Raw genomic sequence first — 15,296 nt, 5'->3', positions numbered from 1 at the left:
AGAAAATAATTGCTTTTTTCATTATTTTATCATTTTTAAAAATAATTAATTAAGAATCACACACCGTGACGTTCTGCAATTAAACTTTTTATTTTACCGATAGCTTTAGCAGGATTTAAGCCTTTCGGGCAGGTCTTAGTACAGTTCATAATCGTATGACAACGGTAAAGCTTAAATGGGTCTTCTAAAGCTTCAAGACGTTCACCGGTATTATCATCCCTTGAATCGGCAATCCATCTATATGCTTGTAGTAAAATCGCAGGACCCAAATATTTATCACCGTTCCACCAATAGCTAGGACAAGAAGTAGAACAGCAAGCACATAATATACACTCATATACACCGTCAAGCTTTTCTCGGTCTTTAATCGACTGTAACCTTTCAGAGTTTGAAGGAGTAGGGCTATCGGTTTTGAGCCAAGGTTCTATAGATTCGTATTGTGCATAAAAATGCGACATATCAGGTACTAAATCTTTCACTACTTTCATATGAGGAAGCGGATAGATTTTGATATCGCCTGATATATCTTCTATTGGTTTTATGCATGCTAAAGTATTTGTACCGTCAATATTCATTGCACAACTACCACAAATTCCTTCCCGACAAGAACGCCTAAAAGTTAAAGTAGAATCGATTTCGTTTTTGATTTTAATTAAAGCATCTAAAACCATCGGTCCGGTTTTGCTTAAATCTATCTCAAAACTATCGATAGTAGGATTCTTATCAAGATCAGGATCATACCTATAAATTTTTATCTTTCTAGGTTTAAGCATTTCCTCTTGTTCTTTATGCTCTCTACCTTTTTTTACTACTGAATTTGGCGGTAACCTTAACTCTGCCATTTTAAGTACTCTCTTAAAATTTGTTTTTAGAACTATACAAAATAATTAGCTAATTCACAATCTTTCATACCTGTTACGTGGATGACATTAATGTCTCTAGGTTGCCATGCTACTTACAGTTACTCACAAGGTATTGCCAGCGTGGATACCGATGTCATTCCCGCTTCTGCGGGAATGACATCAAGAGCATTTACTGGTCCACGCAACAATGCCTACTCACAATGACGATATTTATAGTTAGCAATCCATATACGAAGATCAACTTCAAAAAGAGCCAGGAGTTCACAAGACAAGGAACGCAGCGTATACTTAACACGTGAGTACCACAGTACTTGTAGAACGACTTCGCCAATTTTGAAGTTGATCAAGTATATTCCATTATCCATTAAACTGCTCTTTTATTGAGTCATATATATTTTATAATCTCATCTAATTTTTTAGTTTCAATTACGCTGCCATTATTAATATTCAGAATATTTTTAACATTCTCAAGCAATAATATATAGGGTTTGTGATATTGTACTATTCTGATTAATACAAAAGTCTACATCTCCTATACCAAGCCTCTTACCTGAAATACTAAAAGATTGGCAAGGAAAACCGGCACATCAAATATCATGTTTAGGGATTTTGGTTTCTGATATTTCCATAATATCACCATATGGCTTATCACCGAAATTTCTTTTATATGCTTCTTGTACATCTTTGTCTATGAAAAAACACATTCAAGCCGCTTTATTTCCAAGGCTTTTCTAAAACCACCGATACCACAAAATAAATCTATAAATTTATACGTAAATTATACTACTAAACTTAGGAAGCGTAATTTTCTTTTTTAGCTTTAGTCGTTTTTGTTTTCTCAAGTGATTTTTCTTTATCTATTTTTATAGTAGATGAATCATTAAAAGGAAATTTATTCTCCTCTTCTGAATCTAAAGCTCTACCACTAAGTAAATTTTTAATTTGCTGACCGGACAATGTCTCATATTCAATTAAAGCATTTGCTAAGGTATGAAGTTGATCTATATGTTTTGTTAAAATATCTTTTGCAAATTCATATCCTTGCGTAATAATTCTTTTAACTTCAGCATCAATTAACTCTGCAGTAGCTTCCGAGGTTTCATTATTAGGTTGTCTACCATACATATCGTCACCACTTGAACCGTGAAATATCGGTCCTATTAAATCACTTAAACCTGCTTTTGTAACCATCGCTCTGGCAATATTAGTTGCACCTTTTATATCCGACGAAGCTCCTGAGGTCACTTTATTTCTACCGAAAATAATTTCCTCCGCTACTCTTCCTGCCATATAAACTGCTATAGATGATTCCATCTGTTCACGATTCTGAGAATATTCATCAGTTTCAGGAAGTCTTTGCACCATCCCAAGAGCATTACCACGCGGTATAATCGTAGCCTTATGAATAGGTGATGCTGCAGGACAATAAAGTCCTACTAATGCATGTCCGCCTTCATGATATGCAGTCAACCTTTTTTCTTTCTCCGACATTGCAATGGAGCGACGTGCAACTCCCATCAGCACCTTATCTTTTGCCTCTTCCATGTCTTGCATATCTACTTCTTTCTTACCAAGCCTTGCAGCAATAAGAGCAGCTTCATTAACTAAGTTAGCAAGTTCAGCACCGGAAAAGCCCGGAGTACCGCGAGCAATAATTCGTGCTAATACCGTACTATTATATTTAATTTTCTTTAAATGTACTTTTAGAATTTGCTCACGACCGTTTATATCAGGGTTTGCAACGGCAATTTGACGATCAAACCTACCGGGACGCAGTAATGCACGATCAAGAACGTCAGGACGGTTTGTAGCTGCAATGATCACAACTCCCTCGTTTGCTTCAAATCCATCCATTTCGACTAACATTTGGTTTAAGGTTTGCTCACGTTCATCATTGCCGCCACCCATACCGATACCTCTATGGCGACCTACCGCATCAATTTCATCGATAAAGATAATACAAGGAGCATTACGTTTACCCTGTTCAAACATGTCACGCACACGGCTTGCACCGACACCTACAAACATTTCAACAAAATCAGAACCGGATATGCTAAAAAACGGAACATTAGCCTCACCTGCAATTGCTTTAGCAAGAAGTGTCTTACCGGTTCCGGGAGGACCTATAAGTAAGCAGCCTTTCGGTATTTTACCACCAAGCTTTTGGAACTTGCTTGGATCCCTTAAAAAATCTACTATTTCAGTTAATTCTTCTTTTGCTTCATCGATACCTGCTACATCTTTAAAGGTAATTTTTGGTCCTTTATCTGATAGCAACCTAGCTTTAGATTTTCCAAACCCCATAGCTTTCCCACCTCCATGCATTTGACGCATGAAAAAAACCCAAACACCTATCAATAAAAGCATAGGAAACCAAGAAATTAAAAAGCCTAAAAAGGTATTCATTCTTGTTTCAAGAGGCACTACTTCAATATTAACGTCATTGCTAGTAAGACGATTTACTAAATCAGGATAATCAGGAGCATAAGTATTAAAAGTAGAGCCGTCATTTGAAGTGCCTTCAATTACTCTACCCTGAATTTTTACCGAATTAACGGTCTTTTCATCAACTCGTGTTAAAAAATCCGAGAAAGTTATATTATTTCTTCCACCAAGTAAACCGTCAGATTGGAACACATTAAACAGTAATATTACAAAAATAAAAAGTACTGCCCAAGCTAAAATACTTCTACCTTGATTATTCATCGATATAAAACCTAATAAAAATTTTTATTGGTATAAGAGAGGTCTGTAAATAAATTTTATAGTTAAAATTTATTTACAGATAACCTCTTAAATACCGGTGTTAGCAAAAATGGGTGAAACGAGATACAAAATTTGGAGAAAAAGATACTTCAAAGTTCCACATGTCGTTATCATAATATGATATATGTGGTATTGCTATAACTTTTTCAAGTATTTTAATGATAGGTAAGGTCAATAAAACTGCATTGTGGTTTTTGCAAGATAGATTTTTCAAAGGTTCTAAATCTAATTGTGTCTTTATTATTTTATAATCTTTTAACGATAGATGAGTTACAAAACAATTTGGAGTTTCTTGATTTTTTGTGATACAAAATCTATTATCCCAAATAACGGATTTATCTAGTAATATTTTACTCTCAGGCAATTTTTTGCCGAATTCCCTGTATATAAGTAACTCGTTTTGTATGCGCTTAATTATACAGCCATGAAGTGTATTCTTAAAGTTTACGTCTTGAGTAATTAATTTCAAAATAGGTTCTACCGAATAAAAACGAGCTGCTCTAGATTGTCCACTAATTATTATCAGTAAAAAATTAATTATTTGTACTTTCACCTCATTTGAAAACTGATCAAATTTAACTAAATCAAGAAAAGCAAAGCCATATTCAAAAATCTTGACCGCTTCAGCTATCGCCGATATTAATTCAGGCTTAAACTCGTTTTCTATACGTTTGTTGGTTTTAAGTTGTTGTGAGATTATTGCGGCTTTAGACATCTTTCCACACTTCGCTTCTAGAGATAATTTAGATGCCATTCCGGTACTCGCATCCTCACGTACGCTTGTGTACGCTGCGGTGCTGCGTTCCGTGTTGCCTTTAAATTCCTCTCTATAAACTGGTTTGGAAAAATGTCTAATATAATCTGCACCTTTAGCTAATTTTTGCCTAATAACATTTCGTCTATATTTATCAGATGAATTTGACTCATCTTCAAACCATTTTATATTATGACTGACTAAATATTCTACTAATTCACTTTTTGGAATATTATATAGCGGTCTAATGATGTGTATATTATTATACCAATTGATATTACTGCTACTAAGTCCAAATATACCGCTATTACGCTCTAATCTTAAACAAAAATTTTCTACGTAATCATCTTCATGGTGAGCAGTTAAAAGTACTAATATATCGAGTTCTAGACATAGATTGGTCATCAAATCATAGCGTCCTTCTCTTGCTCTTTCTTGTAAATTGGAAAAATTATTTTGATGGTCAAAAGATAAACTATAATGCTTGCGACTTAGACTATTACTGATATTTTGGATATAATGGGTCTCTTGCTTCGACTGTTCCCGTAAGTTATGATCAACCGATATAACAAATAATTCTATATTATTTTTCTCTGCCCAAATATTAGCAAGATAAAGAAGTGCTACCGAATCGCTCCCACCAGATACTGCAATCGATATTTTAGATAAGCTAAAATTACCTATTAGATTATTGATATTATACTCAAATTTTTCATATAGCATGGTTGAAAAATGTTAGTATTGTTTGTAAAGTGTTTGGATATTGTGGTCAAACTTAGTAGTATGTCATTTCCGCGTAGGCGGGACGTTGTTGCATGGCTCTTATGTCATTCCTGCGAAAGCAGGAATCCAGAAAAAAAGTATAAATACAGCAAATTCTTGAAATTAAAAGCCCGATTTATCTTGCTTTATGCTGGGCCCACCTACGCAGGAATGACATCGAGCAAGTTTCTCAATCCATACAACAATGCTCTACTTTTGCAATGGTAACAAAAAACTACACAATTAGATGATAAAAAAAATTTATGCTGACTCAGCTAAATCTTCTGAAGTTTCAGTCTTTTGTTCGCGTAAATAATCTTGTGCTTCTGATTCTGATCTTGCAACAATAACCGTAACTATAGCATTAAGCTCTGCATGGAGTCTTATTTCAACTGTATAAATTCCGGTAGATTTAATTTGTTTATCAAGAATAATATTTGAATGAGAAATATTATAAGATATATTTTCAGATAATTTATTGGCTATTTCTTTATTAGTAACCGAACCGAAAAGTTTACCGTCATTTGATGTTTGACGGATAAAAACTAATTGTTGATCTTTAATAAGAGCATTAATTTTTTCTACTTCTTCTCTTATTTGCTTATCTTTTGCTTCAAATTCGTGTTTTTGTTTAACTATTAGCTCTTTATTAGGCTCAGTAGCTCTAATAGCTAATTTTTGCGGTAAAAGATAATTACGACCAAACCCGTCTGCTACTTTGAGTATGTCGCCAATTTTACCTAATTTTCTTACGGGTTTTATTAATATAATTTCCATGTATTATGCCTTTATTTAGCTTGAAATACAAAAGGTAATAACGCTAAAATTCTTGCAATTTTAATAGCATTATTTAGCTTTCTTTGTTTCTTTGCACAAACATTTGTGATCCTGCTTGGTAACATTCTACCGCCTTCAGAGACAAATTTTATTAAAAGCTCAGGGTTTTTATAATCAATAACAGGTGCATTAGGCACAGAAAGAGGGCATCCTTTACGTCTTCTAAAAAATACTTTTTTAGCAGTTTTATCTCCTACCTTGTGAGCAGCTGTTTCACTAGCATTATTACTTTTTAACATTCTTTAACCTTAATTCTTACAAATTTAATTATTAATCGTTACGTCAATTACCGGAGCATTCTCTGTACTTTGATTTTTTAATATCGGTGAAGGTTCACTACTAATTGAATCTGCTTGAATTGTAAGAAATCTAATGATATTTTCGTTAAGCTTCATTTTTCTTTCTAGCTCTTCTTTTACATTACCAGTAATATCTAGACCTAAAAAATAATAATGTCCTTTTTTGTTATTACCGATTTTGTAAGCTAAAGTTCTTAACCCCCAATATTCTTTTTTTATGATAGTGCCATTATTATCTTTAATAATTTTAGCAAAATCATCAACGATTTTATCTATATCGTTTAATGATACGTCTTGACGTATAATAAAAACTGACTCATAAAAGCTCATGATATATAAGAATCTCCAACAAACTTTAAAATAAAGTATTAATAGCAACTAAAACTATTAAATTCAAGTATTATCTTTAAAAAATTATTATTTCTTTGTTTCTTTTTATAAAAAGTTTGCTATAAATCCTAATAAATTAGAAAATTATTACAAAATTTTTTTTATTTACTAAAGATTAATTCAGTGTTTGATGAGCTATTACCTGCAGTTTTAATTATAGAAGAAAAAAAATAAAAAAGTGTTAATATTTCTTTAAGTAATGATATAAGAGAGAGCAGGATTTAATATAATGAGGGCTTCAACTCTAGAAAAAGCATTAACTTATTTTTTTAGTCAGCTGCTTGTTATCATGATTATTAGTGCAGAATTACAAGAAAATCCTTTAATAACAATAAATAACTAACAGAAATAGACTATAACGTGCTATTTTTTTATAAGCCCTTCTTATCTGAGCAAATAGTAGGTACTTTAAAGAGCTTATTGAGACGTTTCAAGTCAGTTGTACAAGATAATATTATTAAATTTAAGAATCTAAATATTGATTTAAATACTGCAAAAGTATACAAAGACGGACTGAATATTCCTCTAGGTCCTACTGAGTTTTAAATTTTACAACTTTTTTTCAGGTCCCAAATGAAGTATTTTTGCGTAAGAAATAATAAAATATTTATGGGAAAGTGAAAAGACCTTTAATGAACGTCTCTATAGATGTTCATATAAATAGGATTAGAGAGGTCTTAGGGAAAAACAATTTAATTATTACAACCGTTCGTTTATCGGTTATTGTCTAAATAAGGATAACTAGAATTTTATTGTCAAAATTTTCTTTGTATTTATGCATTAAGTATGTTAATATCTATTAATATTGATGTATAATATAATTAAGATTTTATTCGTTGCCGATTTATATATTTTATAACTAAAAACTGTAAATTTTATGTTAAGTAAACTAAATAAGCCCGCTTTATTTGCTTTAATATTTTATCCTATTTTTATTATATCTCTTGTAGTTAAATATTCGTTTGATTATGGAATAGGGCTAACTGAAGTTATTTTTATAATTGCTAGTTATTATATTAATAATATTACCGTTGGGATCGGTTTGCATAGGTTATGGTCTCATAATGCCTATAAAATAAATAAATATGCCGAGTTTGTCTTAATTATGCTGTCTGCAGGAACATTACAAGGACCAGCTTTATCTTGGGCATCGAATCATTATAAACATCATAGATATACGGACCAAGACCAAGATCCGCATACTCCTTTAAAATTTGATAATAAATTTTTAGGCTTTATGTGGTCTCATATAGGATGGATGCTAGTCGGAAGCGGTAGCTATAAGTCTATTGATCGCATTACTTGGGCTAAGCACGGGAAAAACAATTTATTAAAATGGCAGCTAAAATATTATTGGCAAATAGCAGCTTTTATGAATATTGTCGTGCCTTTATTTATCGGTTACTTAGTCGGTGGTACTATGCAATCGGCATATGCAGGATTTTTATTTATGGGGCTCGGTAGATTCCTACAGCAGCAAGCAACCTTCTGCGTTAATTCTTTATGCCACTTTGCCGGTAGTAAAAAATATTACAAAGGCACTGCCGGAGATATTTGGTGGATGGCATTATTCTTACTCGGTGAAAATTGGCATAATTACCATCATGCTTTTCCTTCAGATTATCGTAACGGTGCAAAATGGTATCATTTGGACGTTCACAAATGGATAATATTTTTAATGAGTAAAATCGGTTTAGCTTCAGAACTTGAACGTACTACAAAAGTACGTATACAGGCAAAAATGCAAGAAACTTTAAGCTATCTTAGTGAAAAACAAAAGCAAAAATTGACTTTAATGCAAACTAAGATAGATCATTTATTAGAAAATCTATGCTTAAAAATTAAAGAGCTTGAAGAATCATCTATTACTATCAAAGAACAATTTAAAAAATCTTTTGTAGAAATACAAGAATCACTTAAAAATTTAGCGGAGCAAGTAAGTGCTGCAACGCAAATAACAGAAAAATCTTCGGAAAAACTATTAAAAATAGTTAATAAAAAAATTATTGATGCCGAACAATCTATTTATAAGCTGTATAATCAATTAAATACCTTAAAGGTATCTAATTAGGCATTATTAAATAAAGATAGATATCGTGATTGCAAGCGGGTGTTGGTGTTTTCACATGGGTCCTGTTATGTCATGCCCGCCTACACAGGAATGACATCGGTATCCACGTGGACAACACCTTCTCACAATGACGCAAACTATCATTTTTTACTTAACAACGCCTCTAATTAGTTTCAATTTGAATGATAAAAATTTTAGGTATAGAATCAAGCTGTGATGATACAGCTGTTTCTATAATTACCGAAAATCGAGAAATCTTATCTAATATAATCATTTCACAAAATACAGAACATGCAGTTTTTGGAGGGGTAGTACCTGAAATTGCTGCACGTTCTCACTTATCGCATCTAGATAAAGCATTAAAAAATGTTTTAAAAGAAAGCAACACTAAATTAACGGACATTAGTACAATTGCTGCAACTTCCGGTCCAGGTTTAATCGGCGGTGTTATAGTTGGCTCAATGTTTGCAAGATCACTAAGCAGTGCTTTAAAAAAACCCTTTATTGCAATTAATCATTTAGAAGGTCATGCTTTAACCGCAAGACTAACCGATAATATTCCTTATCCTTATTTACTCTTGTTAGCTTCAGGCGGACATTGCCAATTTGTAGCAGTTTTAGGTCTCGGAAAATATAAAATACTAGGATCTACTATAGATGATGCCGTAGGCGAAGCCTTTGACAAGGTAGCCAAAATGCTAAACTTAGCTTTTCCCGGAGGACCTGAAATTGAGAAAAGAGCAAAACTTGGCGATCCTCATAAATATAAATTTCCAAAACCTATAATTAACAGCGGTAATTGCAATATGTCCTTTTCAGGACTTAAAACTGCCGTGCGTACTTTAATAATGAATTTAAAGGAAATTAATGACACTGTAATCAATGATATAGCAGCAAGTTTTCAATTTACTATAGGAGAAATTCTAAGTAGTAAGGTACAAGATGCTATTAGAGCATATGAACCAATAACAAATAATTTTGATAAGAAGAATATAGTTATTGCCGGCGGTGTCGCTGCTAATAAATATTTACAAAAAATATTAAGTAGCTGTGCTAAAACATATGGTTATCGGCTTATTTATCCACCTATCCACTTATGCACCGATAATGCTGCAATGATTGCATATGCAGGACTTGAGCGTTACAATAATAAGTTATTTACTCCTTTGAATTTCTCTCCAAAAGCTAGGTGGAGTTTAGAGGATATTAGTAATTAAAATTTATTTACTGATATCCTCTAAGAAGAAATATAATTTTTTAATATTGACACACTTCTTAATTTAGTAGTATGATATATAATTACCATGAAACATGGCAATTACGTATATAAAAAAGAGGTAAGTTTATGAGCAATAGCAATTATGAAAACATATACAAAGCATTTAGTTGTCTTTCAGAAGCAACCAATGCTGCCTATTCAGCCGTAAATGCTTTTTTAGAACTACCTAATGTATTTAATAAATATCCTACTGTTATTTCTTTAATTTTTTCTAAAACAGCAAAATTAGACTCTAATATAACCAATATAATTAAAAACGGTATTATTATATATGAGATATCAACAACCTTAATAGGGGCCGTAAATACTTTTTATAAAGATAAAAAACTAGTCGATAAAATATTAAAAGACGGACAGAATGCTATTGATAAGCTTATTGAAACAACCACCTATTTATCGCCAATAGTTACAGATATTACAAATTCTTACTTAGTTGATCCGTATAAAGAAGAAAAAGCACTATTATTTGACTTACAAATTCCTAACTCTACTAGTAGTGATTATTATAAATTATCAGGTACTGAAAGTATAACATTAGCTGAAATTGAATATTATTAATACTAATTAATAGAATTTTTTTATTACTTTTTCTAGATGACCATACTCCTTATTAGTTATGGTCTTGTTGCATTGCTCGTTTTGTGTCATTCCCGCTTCCGCAGGAATGACATCAAGCGCGTTTTTTGAGCTATGCAACAAATCTTTTAATAGCTCGCAATGACAAAATCAATAATTATTAAACAGTGCCTTTAACAAGAATAGTGGATTATGCGATAATGCGTTATTCGGAAAAAATTAATCAACTTATTGTTACCTTCAATTCTTTATCCTTTGCATTTATTTTAACCGTTTTACCGCTACTTATTTCGCCTGCTAAAATCATTTTGGCTAAATTATTTTGTATTTCCCGCTGGATAAGACGTTTTAATGGTCTTGCTCCAAAGCTTGGATCATAACCTTTTTCGGCTAAATAATTTAATGCAGATTCATCAAATTCAAGAATAATATTTTGTGCTAGTAAAATTTTCTTTAAACTTTCAAGCTGTATCTTAACTATATCATGAATATTATTACGATTTAGGCGATGGAATAATATAATCTCGTCTAATCTGTTCAAAAACTCAGGTTTAAATACTGCTTTTACATATTCCATAACCTCATCCTTTACTTTATATGTATCTTCGTCCTCTTTCTGATTAACGAGTATCTCAGCACCTAAATTAGACGTTAAAACTATTATAGTATTCTTAAAATCAACCGTTATACCTTGACTATCTGTTAATCTTCCCTCATCAAGTATTTGCAGCATAATATTAAATATGTCGGGATGGGCTTTTTCAACCTCATCAAATAATATTACCTGATAAGGACGACGTCTTACTGCCTCCGTTAACACTCCGCCTTGATCATATCCGATATAGCCGGGAGGAGCTCCTATCAAACGAGAAATAGCGTGCTTCTCCATATATTCCGACATATCTATACGAAGTATTGCATTACGGTCATCAAAAAGAAAACCAGCTAAGGCTTTGGTAAGCTCGGTTTTACCGACTCCGGTCGGTCCTAAGAATAAGAACGAACCAAGCGGGCGGTTAATATCTTGAATCCCTGCACGTGATCTTCTTACCGCATCACTAACACCTTTAATTGCCTTATCCTGGCCTATTACCGATTCTCGTAATTTCTGCTCCATCATAAGCAGACGCTCACGTTCACTTGATAGCATCGTATCAATTGGAATACCAGTAATACGAGAGATAATACTTGCTATATCACTTTCCGATACAATTTCTTTTAACAGCCCTTTATTATCCATACTTTCGGCTTCCTGAATCTTTTTCATAATCTCAGGTATAATTCCGTATTTTAGCTCACTAGCTTTAGCGAGATTAGCATCACGTTCGGCACGTTCAAGCTCGTTTCGGCTACGGTCTAGTTCTTCTTTGAGCTTTTGTGTTTGCTGTAGTTTAGACTTTTCAGCTTGCCATTTAGCTCCCATATCATAGGATTTAGCCTCTAATTTTTCTAATGCTGTAGTTAAATGCTCTATTTTCTTTTTAGAATGCTCGTCATTTTCTTTTTTAAGTGCTGCAAGCTCTATTTTTATCTGAATAATACGACGGTCCAGCTCATCAAGCTCTTCTGGTTTACTTGATAGCTCTATTTTCATACGGCTACAAGCTTCATCAATCAAATCAATAGCTTTATCAGGTAAATAACGATCGGTAATATAACGGTTTGATAACGTCGCTGCTGCAACTATTGCACTATCGGAAATTCGCACTGCATGATGCAGCTCATATTTTTCTTTAATTCCTCTAAGTATTGATATAGTATCCTCAACCGTCGGCTCACTCACGTAAACAGGCTGAAAACGACGAGCAAGTGCCGCATCTTTCTCAATATATTTACGATATTCATCTAGAGTAGTAGCACCGATACAATGCAGCTCACCACGAGCAAGCATCGGCTTTAGTAAATTCGAGGCATCCATAACACCATCGGTTTTTCCCGTACCGACTAATAGATGCAATTCATCGATAAATAAAATAATTTCACCGCTTGATTCTTTGATTTCGCTAAGCACTGCTTTAAGACGCTCTTCAAATTCGCCTCGATATTTAGCTCCCGCTATTAAAGCTCCCATATCAAGCTCAATAATACGGCAATTAATAAGCGATTCAGGTACGTCCTTACTAAATATTCGTTGTGCAAGCCCTTCTATTATAGCAGTTTTACCAACTCCAGGCTCTCCAATCAATACAGGATTATTTTTCATACGTCGTGATAGTACCTGCACCGTTCTTCTTATTTCTTCATCACGTCCGATGATCGGATCAAGCTTACCGCTTTCGGCAAGCTCTGTTACGTCTCTGCCGTATTTCTTTAAAGCATCATAACTATTTTCTGCCGATTCGGTATCTGCCTTTTTGCCTTTACGAAACTGTAAAATAGCTGTTGCTATTTTTTTATTATTAATTCCATTATTCGTTAAAATTTTACCGGCTATAGTATTATCATAAGTTAATGCTTCAAATATACGCTCTATGGTTACAAAGCTATCCCCACTGTCTTTAGCAATGCTACTAGCTTTTTCTAAAACTTTAAGAGCTTCAGCAGAAGAATAAACTTGTCCCCCTCCCTCAACCTGAACTTTTGGGATTTTATTTAGTTCTAGCTGAACTTGATCTTTTAATAAGTTTATATTACCGCCGGTATTATTAATAAGGGTTTGAATTATACCTGTTTCTTCACTTAAAAGACTCGATAATAAATGCAAAGCTAATATTTGCTGATGATCATTTTTAGCAGCAAGTGATTGGCTACTAGCTATCACTGATTTAGCATGTGCAGTAAATTTATCAATATTCATATAAATAATATATTTTAATTAATAAAGTTAAATATTTTTAACTAGACTATTTTTATATAATAATTTTTAATTAAAATAACAAGAGATGCACAACTACATATAGAATTTTATAATACTTTCATCATTAAAAAAACAATTTGATAATGATAAGGAGTTTTTATTAAATCATACAAAAAAATTTTTAACCACACCCGGAATAAGCGTTACTTTAGAAACAAATAGAGTGAAAATTGAAAAAAAGGTGAAACTCCAATATTAATACGTAACGGTCGTAACAATCCCAATGAAAAAATTGTTTTAGGCACTAAAGCTTTTGAAATGCAATATTTAAATGCTATCAGAGGAGCGATAAACATAGCAAAGGGCAAAAATAAACCTGAGCTTGTGCTGAAATTAAATAAAGAAACAGTAAAATTTATTAATAGTTTTAATGCTTTGAATATGGAAAAATCACAAGAAAACATCGCAAAAAATAGGCAAGCTGAAATTGACAGTGTTGCTGAATTGCTAGGCAACAGTGGTATTAAAAATGCTCATAAAAAATTAAATGTTGCTAAAGATTTTCAAAATTTCAATGATGAGCATTGTAATATAGTCACTTTGTCAAAAGTCATCAATGATGAGGGAAAAGAGCATATTGTAGTCGAAGCGGAAGTAGCTTTTAAAGACTTGACAGAAGAACAAAAGCAAGAATATCAAAATAGAGACGGTAAAAACTGGTATAATGTAATGCCTGAATGCGAGAGGAAGCTTGTTGATCAGTATACTGATACAATTTAAAACGGTAGGCATGTTATCCCAACCCAGTTACGACAAATTGTTGGCATGAAAAACGCCTTTGAGAAAATTGGGACAATAACCGACAAAGACGGTAAAAATTTTGAAACATTGCTTACATCTAAACATGCAGGTACATTAGCCTCGATTTCAAATGATATAGATTCTAGACAAAAATTACCGACTTAAATGCACGCCAAGCTCAAGAATGGCTTGAAGATGGCGTTACTCTTCATACTAATACATTAAACTCAGGTCCTATAGGAGCTGGCAATGATCCCACAATTGTTGATCAGACAAAAAAATCTATGGAAAATGTCGGTGGGAAAAATACTAATACTCCTCTTAATTTATTTAGGCTTATAGGAGTAACAAATAACTTTGCAGGAGTGAGTGATACTTTAAACAAAATAGCAAAAAATTTACCGACTGAAAAAGGAATTGATGAATTAAAAGCACATATTAAACCGAGAAGCAAATTTGAACATTTTTTTAGGATAAATAAACCTACAGGAAATGCAGCAGAAACAATTAACAATGCAAATTTAACGGATCAGGAAAAAGAAATATTAAAAAAAGCTGTAACATTAAGAAAAAATATTGAACAAGCAGATATTCCTTTTAGAGTATCCTTCGAGACAAAACTTCCTTTTATATCTTTTGATAAAGAAAATATTAATCTAAATATATCAGATGTCTTAAGTAATTTAACAGCAAAAATAAGACAAAATAAACAAGAAACTAAAACCACTAGTTTAATAAAGAAGAAATATGCACAATGTGTGCCAGCGGTAAAGATAGAGAAGGGCTTAATGAACATAATAAAATATCTCAAGCAGTATCAAAATATACCGGTATAAAAAGAAACAGACATCGATAAACAATTACTTAAAAACTGTCATATTACTCAGCAAGCAGGTATTATTTATGCAAGCGGTGCAACAATAGGTTGTTACGGCACTAAAAAAGAAAATAAAAGAGTCATTCCAAAAAGTAGAAAAGAAACACTTGCTGCTATAATGGCATTAACTGCTAAAACTAATAAAATTGCAGACAAAAAAAAGATGGATAAAAGATAGATGCAGAATATGAAAAAAATCACCCTAGAGAATCTATCGCAATACG

General features: G+C 32.6%; 14 protein-coding genes and 1 pseudogene. 6 read left to right on the top strand and 9 right to left on the bottom strand.

Annotated features, from left to right (window positions below):
- Nucleotides 1–56: 56 nt before the first annotated feature.
- The 8 genes and pseudogenes from ACHBLB_RS02800 to rpsF all read right to left on the bottom strand — a co-directional run bounded on the left by ACHBLB_RS02800 (nt 57) and on the right by rpsF (nt 6,611).
- Nucleotides 57–842, bottom strand: coding sequence for a succinate dehydrogenase iron-sulfur subunit (locus ACHBLB_RS02800; protein WP_475842466.1), 786 nt, complete (start codon nt 840–842; stop codon nt 57–59).
- A gap of 406 nt (nt 843–1,248) precedes the next feature.
- A complete protein-coding gene (locus ACHBLB_RS02795; RefSeq protein WP_475842464.1) occupies nt 1,249–1,338 on the bottom strand; it encodes a hypothetical protein in 90 nt (29 codons plus the stop codon).
- 112 nt (nt 1,339–1,450) lie between these two features.
- Nucleotides 1,451–1,587 (bottom strand): annotated as a pseudogene (locus ACHBLB_RS02790) (DNA cytosine methyltransferase).
- 68 nt (nt 1,588–1,655) lie between these two features.
- Nucleotides 1,656–3,569 carry an ATP-dependent zinc metalloprotease FtsH gene (gene ftsH, locus ACHBLB_RS02785; protein WP_475842462.1) on the bottom strand — a complete coding sequence of 638 codons (1,914 nt, stop codon included), beginning with the start codon at nt 3,567–3,569 and terminating at the stop codon, nt 1,656–1,658.
- A gap of 100 nt (nt 3,570–3,669) precedes the next feature.
- Nucleotides 3,670–5,106 carry a tRNA lysidine(34) synthetase TilS gene (gene tilS, locus ACHBLB_RS02780; RefSeq protein ID WP_475842460.1) on the bottom strand — a complete coding sequence of 479 codons (1,437 nt, stop codon included), beginning with the start codon at nt 5,104–5,106 and terminating at the stop codon, nt 3,670–3,672.
- A 300-nt stretch (nt 5,107–5,406) separates the two neighbouring features.
- Nucleotides 5,407–5,922 (bottom strand): 50S ribosomal protein L9, encoded by a 516-nt coding sequence (rplI, locus tag ACHBLB_RS02775; protein WP_475842458.1) that lies wholly within the window; start codon nt 5,920–5,922, stop codon nt 5,407–5,409.
- Between the two features lie 11 nt (nt 5,923–5,933).
- Nucleotides 5,934–6,221 carry a 30S ribosomal protein S18 gene (gene rpsR / locus ACHBLB_RS02770; RefSeq protein ID WP_004996865.1) on the bottom strand — a complete coding sequence of 96 codons (288 nt, stop codon included), beginning with the start codon at nt 6,219–6,221 and terminating at the stop codon, nt 5,934–5,936.
- A gap of 24 nt (nt 6,222–6,245) precedes the next feature.
- Nucleotides 6,246–6,611 (bottom strand): 30S ribosomal protein S6, encoded by a 366-nt coding sequence (rpsF, locus tag ACHBLB_RS02765; protein ID WP_012150292.1) that lies wholly within the window; start codon nt 6,609–6,611, stop codon nt 6,246–6,248.
- 937 nt (nt 6,612–7,548) lie between these two features.
- Here rpsF and ACHBLB_RS02760 point away from each other — a divergent pair.
- The 3 genes from ACHBLB_RS02760 (at nt 7,549) to ACHBLB_RS02750 (ending at nt 10,579) form a co-directional block, all read left to right on the top strand.
- A complete protein-coding gene (locus ACHBLB_RS02760; RefSeq protein ID WP_016925901.1) occupies nt 7,549–8,742 on the top strand; it encodes a fatty acid desaturase in 1,194 nt (397 codons plus the stop codon).
- 182 nt (nt 8,743–8,924) lie between these two features.
- Complete coding sequence (gene tsaD / locus ACHBLB_RS02755; RefSeq protein WP_475842457.1) at nt 8,925–9,959, top strand: tRNA (adenosine(37)-N6)-threonylcarbamoyltransferase complex transferase subunit TsaD; 1,035 nt, start codon at nt 8,925–8,927, stop codon at nt 9,957–9,959.
- A gap of 128 nt (nt 9,960–10,087) precedes the next feature.
- Nucleotides 10,088–10,579 carry a DUF5424 family protein gene (locus ACHBLB_RS02750; protein ID WP_475842455.1) on the top strand — a complete coding sequence of 164 codons (492 nt, stop codon included), beginning with the start codon at nt 10,088–10,090 and terminating at the stop codon, nt 10,577–10,579.
- Nucleotides 10,580–10,820: 241 nt separating this feature from the next.
- Here the strand turns inward: ACHBLB_RS02750 and clpB are convergent, their stop codons facing one another.
- Nucleotides 10,821–13,394 (bottom strand): ATP-dependent chaperone ClpB, encoded by a 2,574-nt coding sequence (gene clpB / locus ACHBLB_RS02745; RefSeq protein ID WP_475842453.1) that lies wholly within the window; start codon nt 13,392–13,394, stop codon nt 10,821–10,823.
- Between the two features lie 318 nt (nt 13,395–13,712).
- Here clpB and ACHBLB_RS02740 point away from each other — a divergent pair, with 318 nt between their 5' ends.
- The 3 genes from ACHBLB_RS02740 (at nt 13,713) to ACHBLB_RS02730 (ending at nt 15,031) form a co-directional block, all read left to right on the top strand.
- Nucleotides 13,713–14,174: a hypothetical protein gene (locus tag ACHBLB_RS02740; RefSeq protein ID WP_475842451.1), complete on the top strand. Its 462-nt coding sequence runs from the start codon at nt 13,713–13,715 to the stop codon at nt 14,172–14,174.
- Between the two features lie 45 nt (nt 14,175–14,219).
- Nucleotides 14,220–14,360 carry a hypothetical protein gene (locus ACHBLB_RS02735; protein ID WP_475842449.1) on the top strand — a complete coding sequence of 47 codons (141 nt, stop codon included), beginning with the start codon at nt 14,220–14,222 and terminating at the stop codon, nt 14,358–14,360.
- Between the two features lie 119 nt (nt 14,361–14,479).
- Nucleotides 14,480–15,031, top strand: a complete 552-nt coding sequence (locus ACHBLB_RS02730; protein ID WP_475842447.1) for a hypothetical protein — start codon at nt 14,480–14,482, stop codon at nt 15,029–15,031.
- Nucleotides 15,032–15,296: the final 265 nt, after the last annotated feature.

The organism is Rickettsia lanei, from assembly GCF_056242675.1.
Note: the sequence above shows the minus strand (reverse complement) of the source record. Positions and strands in the feature narration are given on the sequence as shown.

Bases quoted from the DNA above. Each gene is read 5' to 3' on its own strand.
- ACHBLB_RS02800 (WP_475842466.1), bottom strand. From the start codon at position 842: ATGGCAGAGTTAAGGTTACCGCCAAATTCAGTAGTAAAAAAAGGTAGA.
- ftsH (WP_475842462.1), bottom strand. From the start codon at position 3,569: ATGAATAATCAAGGTAGAAGTATTTTAGCTTGGGCAGTACTTTTTATT.
- tilS (WP_475842460.1), bottom strand. From the start codon at position 5,106: ATGCTATATGAAAAATTTGAGTATAATATCAATAATCTAATAGGTAAT.
- rplI (WP_475842458.1), bottom strand. From the start codon at position 5,922: ATGGAAATTATATTAATAAAACCCGTAAGAAAATTAGGTAAAATTGGC.
- rpsR (WP_004996865.1), bottom strand. From the start codon at position 6,221: ATGTTAAAAAGTAATAATGCTAGTGAAACAGCTGCTCACAAGGTAGGA.
- rpsF (WP_012150292.1), bottom strand. From the start codon at position 6,611: ATGAGCTTTTATGAGTCAGTTTTTATTATACGTCAAGACGTATCATTA.
- ACHBLB_RS02760 (WP_016925901.1), top strand. From the start codon at position 7,549: ATGTTAAGTAAACTAAATAAGCCCGCTTTATTTGCTTTAATATTTTAT.
- tsaD (WP_475842457.1), top strand. From the start codon at position 8,925: ATGATAAAAATTTTAGGTATAGAATCAAGCTGTGATGATACAGCTGTT.
- ACHBLB_RS02750 (WP_475842455.1), top strand. From the start codon at position 10,088: ATGAGCAATAGCAATTATGAAAACATATACAAAGCATTTAGTTGTCTT.
- clpB (WP_475842453.1), bottom strand. From the start codon at position 13,394: ATGAATATTGATAAATTTACTGCACATGCTAAATCAGTGATAGCTAGT.
- ACHBLB_RS02740 (WP_475842451.1), top strand. From the start codon at position 13,713: ATGCAATATTTAAATGCTATCAGAGGAGCGATAAACATAGCAAAGGGC.
- ACHBLB_RS02735 (WP_475842449.1), top strand. From the start codon at position 14,220: ATGAAAAACGCCTTTGAGAAAATTGGGACAATAACCGACAAAGACGGT.
- ACHBLB_RS02730 (WP_475842447.1), top strand. From the start codon at position 14,480: ATGGAAAATGTCGGTGGGAAAAATACTAATACTCCTCTTAATTTATTT.